Here is a 16063-nt window from a genome sequence, read left to right as displayed (position 1 = left end):
GGATCTGTCATATGACAGATTTTTATAATTTAAGGAGATAGTTATATATGCGTATTGTCCTGCTTGGCGCACCGGGATCTGGGAAAGGAACTCAGGCTGAAAATATTGTTAAGAAATTTGGAGTGACTCACCTTTCAACAGGTGATATGCTTCGCGCAGAAGTGAGTGAAGGTACACCGCTTGGTCTTGCCGCAAAAAAAATCATGGATGAAGGAAACCTTGTTTCTGATGATATCGTTTTAGGTATGATTAAAAACCGTATTATCCAATCAGAAAATGGCTTCTTATTAGATGGTTTCCCAAGAAACATCAATCAAGCAGAACAGTTAGATAAACTCCTCGAAGAGATCGATATGCCGATTGAGAAAGTAATCTATCTTGAAGTTCCTTTCGAAATCATCCAAGAGCGTTTAAAAACTCGTGGACGTTCTGATGACAACGAAGAAACAATCCTTAAACGCCGTAAAGTGTTTGAAGCAGAAACATATCCATTAGTGGATTATTTCGTACTTCAAGGCAAGCTCAAAACCATCAATGGTTACGGCGATGTAAATGAAATTAGCGACGAGATCTATCAAATTCTTGATCCATCACTTTAATGAACCTATATCAGTATTGTGATGAAGCAATAATGATATTCTTGGAACATTAAGAAGATATTAATTTCGATAAAAGGCTACAAGCTGTGCTTTCGTAGCCTTTTTCTTATCACAAAGGTTTTCTATGAAAAAAAATATTCTCGGCATTCTCGGTGTTTTAGTTTTTATCTCCGTTTTTGCGTATTTCGGTCAAAATCTCTTTATGCCACCCAAACAAGGCAATGTCGAAACAGAACCTTTCTGGATTGTGGAAGCATCGCCGGAAAAATTGAGTGTTTTCAGCATTTCTCTCAACGAATCCAACTTAGAAGAACTCCTCTTCGTGCTTGGGAATCGCCTTAGCTTGTCCATCTTTGAAGAAGGGGATCAGAAGCAACTTGAAGGCTATATTCGTGAAACACATGTTGGCGGATTAACGGCGCGCATTCCGTTCACATTGCAAACAACAAAAGCGCAATTAGAAGAGATTCTGCCATTTTTATCGCCGAGTAAAAAATCTACTTCAAAACGTACGATTTATGAAATCCCGGAAGAGTTCCACTCAAGATTTTACGGCAATATCGTTGAATCCATCGCTTTTATTCCCATGGCGGTTTCTTTGGATGAAAGTGTGATTATTGGCCGATTTGGAGAAAATCCAATTAAGCTTCAAGAGAGCAATAAAGGCGCTTTCCATTATCTCTATCCTGAAAAAGGCGTTGATATTTCCCTCGATTCAAAAGGCGAATATCAATCCATCGTGCAATATGTATTGCCGAAGGATTTTGAAGAAAAAGTATTTCAACCGCTTCGAGATAATGGCGCTGAAGAAGTTCCGCTTTTAGAACGATAAGAATATTCTTTAAAACAATATCAGGTTCATCAAAAATGCCGGCGATTTAAATATTGCCGGCATTTTTGATGACTGAATTACTCATTTCAATTTAAAAATTGAAGTCAGATTATTTTTGCTGGCGCGGGATATTAAGAAAAGTGCAAACTTTCGATCCAGCCGCATATCAGCTTCTATTCTTCAATAAAACTTCTTCAATAGGAATAGAAGAGTCAATGAATTACTCCCATATCTCTTTTTGTAAATCAACTATGCACGCTGAGTAATCTTATTAATAATATAACTCGCAGCCATCATTCCCATCGTTGCCGTAACGGTAATCACAGAGCCGTAACCTTGACAGTTCAATCCACCGCTCGCATTCTTCTTCGCTTGGCTATTCTCTTTACTAAACACAATAGGAATGCCGGCACGTTTACTATGATCCGGAAGTTGATAATCTTTACGCAGGAGCGCTTTTAATCTTGCGCAGAGCGGATCATGATAGGTTTTATTAATATCATCAATCAACAAGTCCTCTGCCCTTGTTTTACCGCCGGCAGCGCCGGTAGAGATAATTTTATAGCGATTCTTTTTTGCAAAAGCGATGAGCGCCGCTTTTACTCGAACTTCATCCATCGCATCTAAAATCCAGTAATTCTCACGAGAATGGGTAAGATATTCGGCAAGATTATCCGTCGTGATAAAATCTTCAATCATCACAACTTCACACGCATCATTAATCTCATGAATACGGGATTTCATCGCTTCTACTTTCGATTCACCAATCGTTGAAGAGAGCGCATGAATTTGGCGATTAATATTGCTCTCGGCAATATTATCTAAATCAATTAAAGTCAGCTTGCCAACACCGCTTCTTGCCAAAGCTTCCACAGCCCAAGATCCTACGCCACCAATGCCGATAACAACTACGTGGCTATTCTGTAATCGCTGTAAGCCTTCTTCCTCATAAAGTCTACTTAATGTGGAAAATCGGCGATCATAATCTTGTACCATTCAAACTTTACCTTTCAATATTTCTCATAAGCCTATCAAACGCATAAAGCTCACAAGACTTATAAGATTCGTAATCATTCACTCATAAAAAAACCTATTTAATGTCGGTATTTTATAGAAATACACTTCAATTAAATAGGTTTATTCAATCAGTTTTATCTTAATGACGGTTATCCGTCACTTTCAACAATTATTTAGCTGCTGCTAAACGCTTGTTTACTTCGTCCCAGTTTACAACATTCCAGAATGCTGCAATGTAGCTTGGGCGAAGGTTGCTATACTTTTTGTAGTAAGCGTGTTCCCAAACGTCTAAACCTAAAATAGGTGTTTCGCCGTTCATTAAAGGAGAATCTTGGTTTGCAGATGATTCAACTTTTAAGTTGCCATCTTTATCTACTACTAACCACGCCCAACCTGAACCGAAACGTGATACAGCTGCAGCTGCAAATTTCTCTTTGAATGCATCAAAGCTACCGAATGCTTTATCGATTGCTTCTTTCACAGCACCTGTTGGCTCACCGCCACCGTTTGGTGTCATTACTTCCCAGAAAAGTGAATGGTTTGCGTGACCGCCACCATTGTTTTGTACCGCTGTGCGGATATCTTCTGGAATCGCTTTCATATCAGAGATTAAGTCTTCAACTTTTTTCTCTGCAAATTCAGGGTATTTTGCAACCGCTGCATTTAAGTTATTTACATAAGTTTGATGATGCTTTTCGTGATGAAGATGCATTGTTTCTGTATCAACATGTGGCTCTAACGCATCATAAGCATAAGGTAATTTTGGTAATTCGTATGACATAATCTTCCCCTAATTGAGTAAGTAGACATTCTGAATTAGCAATAAATTTCATAACGTCATGAAACCCTTGATAATTCCTGAAATAAAAAAATGTAACTCTATAATTTTAAGCATTTTCCTGATCTAACACAAGTTAGATCGGGATTCTTTCACAATTTCATTGTAATCGGGTGCTATTCGTAAAATTACTTCTCTGCTTCACGAAGTGGAATCGTTTTAGAAATTTTATCTAAAACCCCATTCACATAACGATGACTACCTTCTGCCCCAAACTGTTTTGCAAGCTCAACAGCTTCATTGATGACAGATTTGTATGGGATATCTAATTGGTTTTGTAACTCGTAAGCACCGAGCCACAAAATAGAACGTTCGATAGGATCTACTTGTTCAATATCACGATCTAAGAAAGGTGCGATGACAAGATTTAACTCGGCACGTTTTCTTGTAATATTTTGTAATAACTCGTGGAAATATTCACTATTCGCTTCTGAGAATTTTTCGTTATCCGCAATATTACTGCTGATTTCCGCCAATGTGCTATTCGCAATTTGCCACTCATATAGTGCTTGGATTAAAAAAAATCTTGCTGATTTTCTAGATGCGATTAATTTACGTTTTGAAACAGGCACGCTATTCCCCTTTTACTATTTGAATCAGAAAGCGCTCCACTAAAGGAGCGCCTATTCTATGAATCATATATGACAACTATATGAATTATTCTTTACCGGCATTACGGCGTTCTTCATGATAAATAAGGCCCGTTCCCGCAGGGATTAAGCGCCCTACGATGACGTTCTCTTTAAGACCACGGAGATGATCTTTAAGACCACGAATAGATGCGTCTGTTAATACACGTGTTGTTTCTTGGAACGATGCCGCAGAGATAAAGCTATCTGTTGCAAGAGATGCTTTCGTAATACCAAGAAGTACAGGTTGGTAAGTTGCAGGAACTTTACCTTCTGCTTCTAAACGCTCATTTTCATTCAATACAGAAACATATTCAGCTTGCTCACCTTTGATGAATGGGCTGTCATTTGCTTCAAGAATTTCCACTTTACGGAGCATCTGGCGAATGATTACTTCGATATGTTTATCAGAGATTTTAACCCCTTGTAAACGGTAAACGTCTTGAATCTCTTTTACGAGGTATTCAGCAAGTTCTTTCACACCGAGAAGACGAAGAATGTCATGAGCACTTAACTCACCATCAACAATGATCTCCCCTTTCTCAACAGATTCCCCTTCGAACACGTTCACATGACGCCATTTTGGAATGAGCTCTTCATGTGCAACACCATCGCCGTCCGTGATGATTAAGCGTTGCTTACTCATTGTTTCACGGCCGAAGCTGACGATACCTGATTTCTCTGCAAGAATTGCCGCTTCTTTCGGACGTCTTGCTTCGAAGAGGTCAGCAACTCGTGGAAGACCCCCGGTAATATCACGTGTTTTTGAAGACTCTTGTGGAATACGTGCAAGTGGATCACCAATTGACACAATATCACCGTCATTGAGGTTCAAAATTGCACCGACAGGAAGTGTATACATTGCTGTCACATCTGTTCCCGGGATATTTAACTCATTACCAGCTTCATCAACAACACAGATTGATGGACGTTTTCCACCAGTATTACGTTGTTTAGAGTCAAGCACGATTAAGTTAGAAAGACCTGTAATGTCATCCGTTTGTTTCTGTACGTTGATGTTCTCTTCAAAGTCTACAAATTTAATGTGACCTGAAACTTCAACGATAACTGGAATTGTATGCGGATCCCAAGTTGCAACGATATCACCAATCTCTACAGTACCACCTTCATCTACTGAGATCGTTGCACCATAAGGAACTTTATAGCGCTCACGGTTACGACCAAATTCATCCATGATGATGAGTTCGCCCGAACGAGAGATCGATACAAGGTTATTATCTTTGTTACGAACAGTTTTCATACGAACAAGTTTCAAAGTACCCTTTGTTTTTACTTGAACATTTGAAACTGCAGCAGAGCCTGATGCCGCTCCCCCGATATGGAACGTACGCATCGTTAACTGTGTTCCTGGTTCCCCGATTGACTGAGCTGCGATAACGCCTACAGATTCACCTGGGTTTACAAGATGTCCACGACCAAGGTCACGTCCATAACATTTTGCACATAATCCGTGACGGTTTTTACAAGTAATTGCAGAACGTGCAATCAACTCATCCACACCTTTCTCATCAAGGAGTTCAACACCCGCTTCATCTAAAAGTGTACCCGCTTCGAAGAGAATCTCTTCTGTTCCCGGAACATATACATCTTCAGCTACAACAAGTCCTAATACTCTATCACGAAGCGGAAGAACGATATCCCCACCTTCAACGATTGGTGTCATTAAGAGACCATCTGTTGTACCACAATCTTCGTTCACAATCACAAGGTCTTGTGCAACGTCAACGAGACGACGTGTTAAGTAACCTGAGTTCGCTGTTTTAAGAGCTGTATCCGCAAGACCTTTACGAGCACCATGCGTTGATACGAAGTACTGAAGAACGTCAAGACCTTCACGGAAGTTTGCCGTGATTGGCGTTTCGATGATCGAACCGTCCGGTTTTGCCATCAATCCACGCATCCCTGCAAGCTGACGAATCTGAGCAGCACTACCACGCGCTCCTGAGTCTGCCATCATGAAGATTGAGTTAAATGATGTTTGCTCTACTTCTTTACCTGTTTTTTCGTCAAAGACTTCATCTTTACCAAGGTTGCTCATCATCGTTTTCGCAACTTCTTCATTCGTGCGAGACCAGATATCGATCACCTTGTTATAACGCTCACCGTTTGTTACCAAACCTTGAGAGTACTGCATCTGAACTTCTTTTACTTCCGCTTCCGCACGATCAATGATCTCTTGCTTTTGCGGTGGAATCACCATGTCTTCATAACCTACTGACGATCCTGAACGCATTGCGTAGTAGAATCCTGTGTACATCAATTTGTCAGCAAAGATTACGGTATCTTTCAAACCAAGACGACGGTAGCAGCTATTGATCAAGTTAGAGATTTCACGTTTCGCTAATACTTTATCAATGAGCGAGAACGGTAAACCTTCAGGAAGAAGATCTGTTAAGAGAATACGACCTACCGTTGATTCAACACGGCGATACTCTTCCCCTTCTTCTGCATCTTCAAACATTGTAATTGGAAGACGTACCTGAATTTTCGCATGAACATCAAGCTCTTTAAGTGCATATGCACGATGAACTTCATCTGTATTTGCAAAAATACGACCTTCGCCTTTCGCATTAATACGCTCACGTGTCATATAGTAAAGACCAAGTACAACGTCTTGCGATGGAACAATAATCGGCTCACCATTTGCAGGGGAAAGAATATTGTTTGAAGACATCATTAATGCACGAGCTTCAAGTTGTGATTCAATCGATAAAGGTACGTGAACCGCCATTTGGTCACCGTCAAAGTCGGCGTTAAATGCGGTACAAACGAGTGGGTGAAGCTGGATTGCTTTACCTTCGATTAATACAGGTTCGAATGCTTGAATACCAAGTCTGTGAAGGGTTGGTGCACGGTTTAAGAGCACAGGATGTTCTGTGATTACATGCTCAAGGATATCCCAAACTTCTGGTACTTCTCTCTCAACCATACGTTTTGCAGCTTTAATGGTTGTTGCAATACCACGTTGGATTAATTGAGAGAAAATAAATGGTTTGAAAAGCTCAAGTGCCATCTGTTTTGGTAAACCACACTGATGAAGACGAAGTGTTGGTCCAACTACGATTACAGAACGTCCCGAGTAGTCAACACGCTTACCAAGAAGGTTTTGACGGAAACGACCTTGCTTCCCTTTAATCATGTCCGCAAGTGATTTAAGTGGGCGTTTATTCGCTCCAGAAATCGCACGGCCACGACGACCATTATCAAGCAATGAGTCTACTGACTCTTGAAGCATACGCTTTTCGTTACGAACAATAATGTCCGGAGCTTCAAGTTCTAAAAGTCTTTGTAAACGGTTGTTACGGTTAATCACTCGGCGATAAAGATCGTTAAGATCTGATGTCGCAAAACGTCCGCCATCAAGTGGAACTAATGGACGTAAATCTGGTGGAAGAACCGGTAAGTTCGTTAAAATCATCCACTCAGGACTATTGCCTGAAGCGATAAATGATTCTACTAATTTTAATCTATTTGAGAGACGCTTGAATTTCGTTTCAGAACGGGTTTCTTGAAGCTCTTCACGAAGTTGCGATGCTTCTTCTTCAAGATCAATGGCTTTAAGAAGCTCTAAGATTGCTTCCGCACCCATACGAGCATCAAACTCATCGCCGTACTCTTCAATTGCATCAAGGAATTCTTCATCTGTTAACACTTGTCCGTGTTCGAATGGTGTTAAACCTGGTTCGATCACAACAAATGATTCAAAGTAAAGAATTTTCTCAATATCACGAAGCGTCATATCGAGTAATAAACCGATACGGCTTGGGAGTGATTTCAAATACCAAATATGTGCAACAGGAGATGCAAGCTTGATATGACCCATACGCTCACGACGTACGTTTGAAAGTGTTACTTCAACGCCACACTTCTCACAAACAACGCCACGGTGCTTAAGGCGCTTATATTTACCACATAAGCACTCATAATCTTTTACTGGTCCGAAAATTTTTGCACAGAAAAGTCCATCACGCTCTGGTTTAAAAGTACGGTAGTTGATTGTCTCTGGCTTTTTAACTTCACCATAAGACCAACTAAGAATTTTTTCAGGAGATGCAAGACCAATCTTGATCGCATCAAAACCGCCTTTATCTTCATTCTTAAATAAATTTAATAAGTTCATTCGTTATCTTCCAATATATATTTAAAGAAATGTCTCTACGACACAGATTGAGGGAAAAGGATGAGATTACTCATCATCCTCGTCATTCACTGTGTCAATATCGATACCCAGAGAACGAATCTCTTTAATCAGTACGTTAAAGGACTCAGGCATTCCCACTTCAATATTATGATCACCGTTAACAATGTTTTTATAAACTGCTGTACGTCCAGCAACATCATCCGATTTCACAGTTAACATTTCTTGAAGTGTATAAGCTGCTCCATAAGCTTCAAGCGCCCAAACTTCCATCTCTCCAAAACGCTGTCCACCGAACTGAGCTTTACCACCCAATGGTTGTTGCGTTACAAGTGAATATGGACCTGTAGAACGAGCATGCATTTTGTCGTCAACTAAGTGATTCAGTTTAAGCATATACATGAAACCAACCGTTACAGGTCTGTCAAATGCATCCCCTGTACGACCGTCATATAATGTGATTTGTCCTGATTCAGGCAAATCAGCTAAGCGAAGCATACGACGCATCTCTTCTTCAGAAGCACCATCGAATACTGGGCTTGCCATTGGAACCCCTTTTCTAAGGTTTCCGCAAAGCTCAAATACTTCTTCATCACTAAACGTATCTAAATCTACTGTTTGTGCACTTTCATCTTTGTTATAAATTTCATTTAAGAAGCCACGTAATTCCTGCGCCTCTGCATGAGATTTAATCATTTTATCAATTTTCAGACCAAGTCCTTGAGCCGCCCAGCCTAGGTGAGTTTCAAGAATCTGACCGATATTCATACGTGATGGAACCCCTAGTGGGTTTAAGCAGATATCTACCGGCGTACCATCTTCCATATATGGCATATCTTCTTCCGGAACAATCATGGAGATAACCCCTTTGTTTCCGTGACGACCTGCCATTTTATCTCCCGGTTGAATACGACGTTTCACCGCAAGATATACTTTAACCATTTTAAGAACACCAGGTGCAAGCTCATCACCTTGAGTCAACTTCTCACGTAACTCTTCAAATTTCTTGTTAGAGTCTTTACGTTGTTGCTCAAGTAATTTTTTAAGCTTCACAAGCTCTTCTGCTTGCTCTTCTGATTTCAATTTAAGCTCTAACCATTTCTCACGCTCGATACCTTGTAAGTAATCGTCGGTAATCTTATCGCCTGCTTTAATGCCTTTGTTACCTGCAGCAACTTCAGCATCAATTAAGCTCTTACCAACACGCTCAAACAAGTCATCTTCAAGAATACGCAATTGGTCATTTAAGTCCTTACGTACCCCACGCAATTCACGATCTTCAATCTCTTTCGCACGGCTATCTTTTTCGATACCATCACGTGTAAAGACTCGAACGTCAATCACTGTTCCATCCATTCCTGTAGGAACACGGAGAGAGTTATCTTTAACGTCAGATGCTTTTTCACCAAAGATTGCACGAAGAAGTTTTTCTTCCGGCGTTAATGTTGTTTCCCCTTTTGGAGAAACTTTACCCACTAAGATATCGCCTGACTTCACTTCCGCACCGATATAAGCAATACCTGCTTCATCTAGTTTAGAAAGTGCTGATTCTGATACGTTTGGAATATCTGAAGTAATTTCTTCAGGTCCTAATTTAGTATCACGAGCTACACACGTTAATTCTTCGATATGAATTGTTGTAAAGCGCTCTTCTTTTACAACTCTTTCAGAGATTAAGATAGAGTCTTCATAGTTATAACCATTCCATGGCATGAATGCCACGAGCATGTTTTGACCTAATGCAAGCTCACCTAAGTCTGTAGAAGGACCATCTGCAAGGATATCTTGTCTAGAAACAATATCACCCTCTTTTACGAGCACTTTTTGGTTAATACAAGTGTTCGCGTTTGAACGTTGATATTTTGTTAAGTTATAAATATCAACACCAGATTGGCCGACGATTGTTTCCTCATCATTTACACGAATGATGACACGTGTTGCATCTACGTAATCAACAACACCACCACGTTTCGCAACAACACAAACTCCTGAGTCACGAGCAACAATACGCTCCATACCTGTACCAACAAGTGGTTTATCTGCATTTAATGTCGGAACTGCTTGACGTTGCATGTTCGATCCCATGAGTGCACGGTTAGCATCATCATGTTCTAGGAATGGGATTAATGCAGCCGCAACTGATACGATCTGTTTTGGTGAAATATCGATATAGCTAATTTGCTCTTTCGTAAGAAGCGTAAACTCCCCTTCTACACGAGCAGCAATAAGATCATCTACAAACGCACCTGTTTCATCAAGCTTCGCATTCGCCTGAGCGATTCCGTAGTTTGCTTCTTCATATGCAGAGAGATAATCCACTTGATCACTCACACGTCCGTCAATCACTTTACGGTATGGAGTTTCAAGGAAACCATAACTATTGGTACGAGCATAACTTGCGAGTGAGTTAATAAGACCGATGTTTGGTCCCTCAGGCGTTTCGATAGGACATACACGACCATAGTGAGTTACGTGAACGTCACGAACCTCAAAGCCGGCACGCTCACGCGTTAAACCACCTGGTCCAAGCGCAGAAATACGTCGTTTATGCGTTACTTCTGAAAGTGGGTTGTTTTGGTCCATAAATTGTGAAAGCTGAGAAGAACCGAAGAACTCTTTAATCGCAGCACCTACTGGTTTTGCGTTAATAAGATCATGCGGTGTTAAACCTTCTGCTTCAGCAATTAATAGACGATCTTTTACTGCACGCTCAATACGTACAAGTCCAATACGGTAAACGTTTTCAACCATTTCACCCACTGAACGGATACGACGGTTACCTAAATGGTCAACGTCATCCACGTTTCCATGGCCGTTACGAATGGATACTAATTCTTTTAATACATCAAGAATATCTTGATTTGAAAGTGTACCTTCACCTGTATCACTATCACGACCCAAACGACGATTGAACTTCATACGTCCAACACCTGATAAGTCGTAACGATCGCTAGAGAAGAAAAGGCTTGCAAAAAGACTTTCAGCTGCTTCTTTTGTAGGTGGCTCACCTGGACGCATCATACGATAAATTTCGATTTGCGCTTCTAATTGGCTCTTCGTGGTATCCGCACGCAATGTGTCTGAGATATACGTTCCGCGATCCACATCGTTTGTAAATAACACAGGAATTGTATCAATGCCGTAAGCAACAAATTTCTCAAGTGTTTCAGCTGTGATCACATCATTCGCTAATGCTAACAACTCACCTGTTGATTCGTCTAAAACGTCTTGCGATAAAACACGTCCAACAATATATTCAAATGGTACTTCTAAATCTTTAACACCTGCATCTTCAAGCTTTTTCACGTGACGAGCTGTCACACGACGACCTTTCTCTACAAGTACTTCCCCATCTAAAAGAATATCAAATGCCGCCATTTCACCACGTAAACGTGCAGGCACTAATTCTAAGAAGAGTTTTTGCTTTTTAATTTTGAATGTATTCGTCTCAAAAAATTCAGCTAAAATTTCTGTATCTGATAAACCTAACGCTTTAAGGATAATCGTTGCATGAAGCTTACGACGACGGTCAATACGTGCATACAATAAGTCTTTCGCATCAAACTCAAAATCCATCCACGAACCACGGTATGGAATAATACGTGCTGAGAATAGAAGTTTCCCTGATGAATGCCCTTTACCTTTATCGTGGTCAAAGAACACACCCGGTGATCTGTGAAGCTGAGATACGATGACACGCTCTGTTCCATTAATAACGAATGTACCATTCTCTGTCATTAAAGGAATTTCACCTAAATAAACACCGCCACGGCCGAACTGATCGATATCCGCTTCACGAATCTCTTTAATTTCGCCTGTTTCTAAATCAGAAATTTTTAAACGCATTCCAATACGGAGAGATGCGGCATATGTTGTACCACGCATTTGACATTCGCGAACATCAAACTCTGGCTCACCAATATGATAATCAACATATTCTAATGAAAGACGGAAGCCATTAGAGGTTGCTGTTTTCGCTTTGATTGCTTCGATTGGGAAAATTGATTGAAAAGCAGCATTTAAACCCTGATCTTTACGATCCTTACGAGCAATGTTGTCTTGTAGAAATGATTCATAAGAATCAAGCTGAGTAGCTAAAAGAAAAGGAACTTCTTGAACTTCAATTTGTTGTCCAAAGTCCTTACGGATGCGTTTTTTTTCTGTAAACGAATAGACCATGCTGATTGTATTCCTCATAACGATGGGGAGTGTAAACATATAAATTAATCCTTTGGCTAAAAGGCCTAATTTATACGCTCGAAAAAATATTTCTTAGAAGCTAGTAAAGGCTAGAGTTATAACCCTAGCCTTTACTGTTCATTCTTAACCAAAAGAGTACCTATTCACTAGGCTGATAATAAATCATCTCTTTCGATTATAGCCTGATTATTTAAGTTCAACTGTTGCACCAGCTTCTTCAAGCTCTGCTTTAACTTTGTCAGCTTCTTCTTTAGATACTTGCTCTTTGATTGTTGCAGGTGCACTTTCAACAAGCGCTTTAGCATCACCAAGACCAAGACCTGTGATTCCACGTACAACTTTGATTACGTTGATTTTCTTCTCACCTGCTGATGTCATTACAACATCAAACTCAGTTTGAGCATCAGCTGACGCACCAGCGTCACCTGCAGGACCAGCTGCTACTGCAACTGCTGCTGTTACGCCAAATTTTTCTTCGATTGCAGAGATTAATTCCATAACTTCTGCTGTTTTCATCTCTTCAATTGCATTAAGGATATCTTCGTGTGAGATTGCCATAATATAACTCCTAAAATTAACTTAAATTTTTGATTGATTAATAATTCTAAATTTAGAACTATCAGTAGAACAATTAAGCTGCTTCCGCTTCTTTTTTGTCTCTTACTGAAGCTAAAGTTGCTGCAAGCTTCTGAACTGGTGCTTTTAATACAGCCAAGAACATAGAGATCGCTTCTTCCTTCGTTGGAAGTGATGCGATTGCTTTCAATTCTGAACCGTCATAAACTGCGCCGTCATGTGCAATTGCTTTAACAACTAACTTCTCATTCGCTTTTTCCTTAAGGAAATTGTGAATAACACGTGCACCAGCCACTGGATCTTCCTCATTCATTGAGAAAGCCATGATGATTGGTCCAACAAGACTTGGTGTTGCATCTTCAAACTGTGTGTCTTTCAATGCAAGTCTTGCTAATGTATTTTTCACAACACGGATATCAACATTTGCTGATCTAGCCGCATTACGAAGAGATGTAATCTGAGCTACCGTAAGCCCGTGGTATTCAGAAAGAACTAATGAATGCGCACCATTTGCCATTTCATTAACTTCTTTAACCACTTCTTGTTTACTTTGCAAAGAACTCATTTTATCACCTTTACATTTTGGTAATTTCTTACCAGTTACAAACCCAAGCTTTCACTTGGCCCTACGGTAACCCTAATTTAGAACCACCGTCTACGTAGACAACTTTCGTAATTAAGTTCTTTTAACCGAAGTTAAAAGAACATCTACGGTCTTAGACTCACCTTTAATCTATGAAATAAATCAAAAGATAAGTTCGTATTCTTTTAAATACTTATACTGAAGCTAATTCAACCGCAATACCAGGACCCATTGTCGTTGATACTGTCAATTTCTTGATGTAAACACCTTTAGCTGAAGCAGGCTTCAAACGTGTTACTTCAGCAATTAAAGCTTTCAAGTTTCCACGAAGTTTTTCAACATCAAAGTTTGCTTTACCAATTGCTGCGTGAACAATACCAGATTTATCTGTACGGAAACGTACTTGACCTGATTTAGCATTTGTTACAGCAGTTGCAACGTCTGGAGTTACAGTTCCAACGCGTGGGTTAGGCATCAAACCACGTGGACCTAAAACTTGACCTAACTGACCAACGATACGCATTGCATCTGGAGTTGCGATAATAACATCATAGTTTAAATCGCCGCCTTTAATGCTTTCAGCTAAATCTTCAAAACCTACAACGTCTGCACCAGCAGCTTTCGCAGCTTCAGCATTTGCACCTTGTGCAAATACTGCAACACGAACATCTTTACCAGTACCGTTAGGCATAACTGTCGCACCGCGAACTACTTGGTCAGATTTACGTGGGTCAACACCAAGGTTTAACGCTACTTCAAAAGATTCTTCAAATTTCGCTGCAGGTACTTTACCAAGTAACTCTACCGCTTCATCCAAAGTATATACTTTAGTTGCATCAACTAACTCAGCAATTGCTTTTTGTTTTTTAGTTAACTTTGCCATATTACACACCCTCCACTTCGATACCCATTGAGCGTGCGCTTCCTGCGATAATTTTCACAGCTGCGTCAAGATCTGCTGAAGACAAATCTGGCTCTTTCGTTTTTGCAATTTCTTCTAATTGCGCACGAGTCACTTTACCTACTTTTTGAGTATTAGGCTTTGGACTACCAGATTTGATGCCAACTGCTTTTTTAAGCAAGTAAGCAGCAGGAGGAGTTTTTGTGATAAATGTAAATGAGCGGTCGCTATATACAGTAATCACTACAGGAATTGGCATTCCTGGTTCTAATTGTTGAGTTGCTGCGTTAAATGCTTTACAGAACTCCATAATATTCACACCATGCTGACCAAGCGCAGGACCGATTGGTGGTGATGGGTTTGCTTTACCTGCAGCTACCTGCAAGTTAATATAAGACATTACTTTCTTTGCCATGTGGCACTACTCCTATAGATGGGTCAAACGCAATTAACTGCTCCCCAGTTTTTAAAGACTGCACATTGTAACACTAATTTTTCATAGCATCAACAACATATAAAGACAACCATCAAATGAGCCATCTTTACCCAATCAAATCAAGAAACTATGAATTACATCTTCTCAACTTGACTAAACTCAAGATCAACAGGTGTCGCTCGACCAAAAATCATCACTGAAACTTTTAAACGACCCTTCTCAGAATCAATCTCAGTTACAGAACCATTAAATTCATTAAATGGCCCATCGATTACTCGAACTTCTTCCCCAATCTCGTAAAGAACTTTCAAGCGAGGTCCCTCTTCGGCTTGCGCCACTCGATTTAAAATCGCATTCGCTTCACGCTCTGAAATAGGACTTGGTCTATCACTCTTACCACCGACAAAACCAATAACTCGAGGAACACTATTCACTAAGTGCCAAACCTCTTCATCCATATCCGCTTGAATTAAGACATAGCCAGGGAAAAACTTCCGCTCACTCTTACGACGCTTCCCGTCCTTTACCTCGACAACCTCTTCAGTTGGCACTAAAAGCTCACCAAACTTAGACTCTAAACCTTCTCTGGCAATATACTCATGCAGCGCACGAACAACTTGTCCTTCGTACCCAGAATAAGCCTGGATGACATACCAATGCATACTTTTTCTCCTACGAAAATGACAATACGTATGAAATAATATTTTTAATAATAAAATCTACAAACATTAAAAATAGCAATGTAATAGCCATCACAATTACGACTAATAATGTCATTTTTCGGGTTTCATCCATCGTAGGCCAAACAACTCTACGAAGTTCTATTCTTGCCTCTTTGAAAAAAACCATAAGATTTTTTCCTTTCGGAGAAACAAAAAAGATTCCCGCACCCGCCGCAAGCCCAACAAATAGAGCCCCGAACGAATACAATGCATTTACACCCTCAAAATAGTAATAAGTGAATACTCCAGCCAAAGCTACTACTAACGCCAACCAGATCATCCCTTTACCACCCGAAACTTCCTGTCCTTTTCCAGCCGCAACTTTCCTTGAAGCTGACTGTTCAACCACCGCTTTATCAGTCTTTTTCTTTGTATTCATTTTATTACTTCTCATTTATGCATATAAACTTCGCATTATACTAGATTATTTTCATTAGATAAAATAAAAGCAGTCAGAAACTACTGACTGCTTTATTTTTATGGCGGGCCAAGAAGGAATCGAACCCTCAACCTACGGTTTTGGAGACCGTCGCTCTGCCAATTGAGCTATTGACCCAGATACTGCTAGCAG

Annotated in this window: 13 protein-coding genes and 1 tRNA gene; 2 read left to right on the top strand and 12 right to left on the bottom strand. The window is 40.1% G+C overall.

What is annotated here, in order from left to right; translation table 11 throughout:
- Positions 1–47: 47 nt before the first annotated feature.
- Complete coding sequence (locus ACYSN2_RS05140) at positions 48–599, top strand: adenylate kinase (RefSeq protein WP_461749188.1); 552 nt, start codon at positions 48–50, stop codon at positions 597–599.
- Positions 600–723: 124 nt separating this feature from the next.
- Complete coding sequence (locus tag ACYSN2_RS05135) at positions 724–1431, top strand: hypothetical protein (protein ID WP_461749187.1); 708 nt, start codon at positions 724–726, stop codon at positions 1429–1431.
- A gap of 249 nt (positions 1432–1680) precedes the next feature.
- Here ACYSN2_RS05135 and ACYSN2_RS05130 read toward each other — a convergent pair whose 3' ends face one another.
- The 12 genes from ACYSN2_RS05130 to ACYSN2_RS05075 all read right to left on the bottom strand — a co-directional run bounded on the left by ACYSN2_RS05130 (position 1681) and on the right by ACYSN2_RS05075 (position 16048).
- Positions 1681–2427 (bottom strand): tRNA threonylcarbamoyladenosine dehydratase, encoded by a 747-nt coding sequence (locus ACYSN2_RS05130; protein ID WP_461749186.1) that lies wholly within the window; start codon positions 2425–2427, stop codon positions 1681–1683.
- A 190-nt stretch (positions 2428–2617) separates the two neighbouring features.
- Positions 2618–3229: a superoxide dismutase gene (locus ACYSN2_RS05125; protein ID WP_461749185.1), complete on the bottom strand. Its 612-nt coding sequence runs from the start codon at positions 3227–3229 to the stop codon at positions 2618–2620.
- 185 nt (positions 3230–3414) lie between these two features.
- Positions 3415–3858 (bottom strand): transcription antitermination factor NusB, encoded by a 444-nt coding sequence (gene nusB / locus ACYSN2_RS05120; RefSeq protein ID WP_461749184.1) that lies wholly within the window; start codon positions 3856–3858, stop codon positions 3415–3417.
- Between the two features lie 85 nt (positions 3859–3943).
- Entirely contained in the window at positions 3944–8056 is a 4113-nt protein-coding gene (rpoC, locus tag ACYSN2_RS05115; protein ID WP_461749183.1) for a DNA-directed RNA polymerase subunit beta', read from the bottom strand.
- A gap of 66 nt (positions 8057–8122) precedes the next feature.
- Entirely contained in the window at positions 8123–12253 is a 4131-nt protein-coding gene (rpoB, locus tag ACYSN2_RS05110) for a DNA-directed RNA polymerase subunit beta (protein ID WP_461749274.1), read from the bottom strand.
- Positions 12254–12460: 207 nt separating this feature from the next.
- Entirely contained in the window at positions 12461–12832 is a 372-nt protein-coding gene (gene rplL, locus ACYSN2_RS05105; RefSeq protein ID WP_461749182.1) for a 50S ribosomal protein L7/L12, read from the bottom strand.
- 73 nt (positions 12833–12905) lie between these two features.
- Positions 12906–13415: a 50S ribosomal protein L10 gene (rplJ, locus tag ACYSN2_RS05100; protein ID WP_461749181.1), complete on the bottom strand. Its 510-nt coding sequence runs from the start codon at positions 13413–13415 to the stop codon at positions 12906–12908.
- A 211-nt stretch (positions 13416–13626) separates the two neighbouring features.
- Complete coding sequence (rplA, locus tag ACYSN2_RS05095; protein WP_461749180.1) at positions 13627–14316, bottom strand: 50S ribosomal protein L1; 690 nt, start codon at positions 14314–14316, stop codon at positions 13627–13629.
- A 1-nt stretch (position 14317) separates the two neighbouring features.
- Complete coding sequence (gene rplK / locus ACYSN2_RS05090) at positions 14318–14749, bottom strand: 50S ribosomal protein L11 (RefSeq protein ID WP_461749179.1); 432 nt, start codon at positions 14747–14749, stop codon at positions 14318–14320.
- 155 nt (positions 14750–14904) lie between these two features.
- Positions 14905–15432, bottom strand: coding sequence for a transcription termination/antitermination protein NusG (gene nusG, locus ACYSN2_RS05085; RefSeq protein ID WP_461749178.1), 528 nt, complete (start codon positions 15430–15432; stop codon positions 14905–14907).
- A 10-nt stretch (positions 15433–15442) separates the two neighbouring features.
- Positions 15443–15871 carry a preprotein translocase subunit SecE gene (gene secE, locus ACYSN2_RS05080; RefSeq protein ID WP_461749177.1) on the bottom strand — a complete coding sequence of 143 codons (429 nt, stop codon included), beginning with the start codon at positions 15869–15871 and terminating at the stop codon, positions 15443–15445.
- A 101-nt stretch (positions 15872–15972) separates the two neighbouring features.
- Positions 15973–16048: transfer RNA gene (locus ACYSN2_RS05075), tRNA-Trp, on the bottom strand.
- Positions 16049–16063 lie beyond the last annotated feature (15 nt).

The organism is Ignatzschineria sp. LJL83 (genome assembly GCF_054871845.1).
Note: the sequence above shows the minus strand (reverse complement) of the source record. Positions and strands in the feature narration are given on the sequence as shown.

Excerpts from the sequence above, each read along its gene's own strand:
- ACYSN2_RS05140 (WP_461749188.1), top strand. The coding sequence starts at position 48 with ATGCGTATTGTCCTGCTTGGCGCACCGGGATCTGGGAAAGGAACTCAG.
- ACYSN2_RS05135 (WP_461749187.1), top strand. The coding sequence starts at position 724 with ATGAAAAAAAATATTCTCGGCATTCTCGGTGTTTTAGTTTTTATCTCC.
- ACYSN2_RS05130 (WP_461749186.1), bottom strand. The coding sequence starts at position 2,427 with ATGGTACAAGATTATGATCGCCGATTTTCCACATTAAGTAGACTTTAT.
- ACYSN2_RS05125 (WP_461749185.1), bottom strand. The coding sequence starts at position 3,229 with ATGTCATACGAATTACCAAAATTACCTTATGCTTATGATGCGTTAGAG.
- rpoC (WP_461749183.1), bottom strand. The coding sequence starts at position 8,056 with ATGAACTTATTAAATTTATTTAAGAATGAAGATAAAGGCGGTTTTGAT.
- rpoB (WP_461749274.1), bottom strand. The coding sequence starts at position 12,253 with ATGGTCTATTCGTTTACAGAAAAAAAACGCATCCGTAAGGACTTTGGA.
- rplL (WP_461749182.1), bottom strand. The coding sequence starts at position 12,832 with ATGGCAATCTCACACGAAGATATCCTTAATGCAATTGAAGAGATGAAA.
- rplJ (WP_461749181.1), bottom strand. The coding sequence starts at position 13,415 with ATGAGTTCTTTGCAAAGTAAACAAGAAGTGGTTAAAGAAGTTAATGAA.
- rplA (WP_461749180.1), bottom strand. The coding sequence starts at position 14,316 with ATGGCAAAGTTAACTAAAAAACAAAAAGCAATTGCTGAGTTAGTTGAT.
- rplK (WP_461749179.1), bottom strand. The coding sequence starts at position 14,749 with ATGGCAAAGAAAGTAATGTCTTATATTAACTTGCAGGTAGCTGCAGGT.
- nusG (WP_461749178.1), bottom strand. The coding sequence starts at position 15,432 with ATGCATTGGTATGTCATCCAGGCTTATTCTGGGTACGAAGGACAAGTT.
- secE (WP_461749177.1), bottom strand. The coding sequence starts at position 15,871 with ATGAATACAAAGAAAAAGACTGATAAAGCGGTGGTTGAACAGTCAGCT.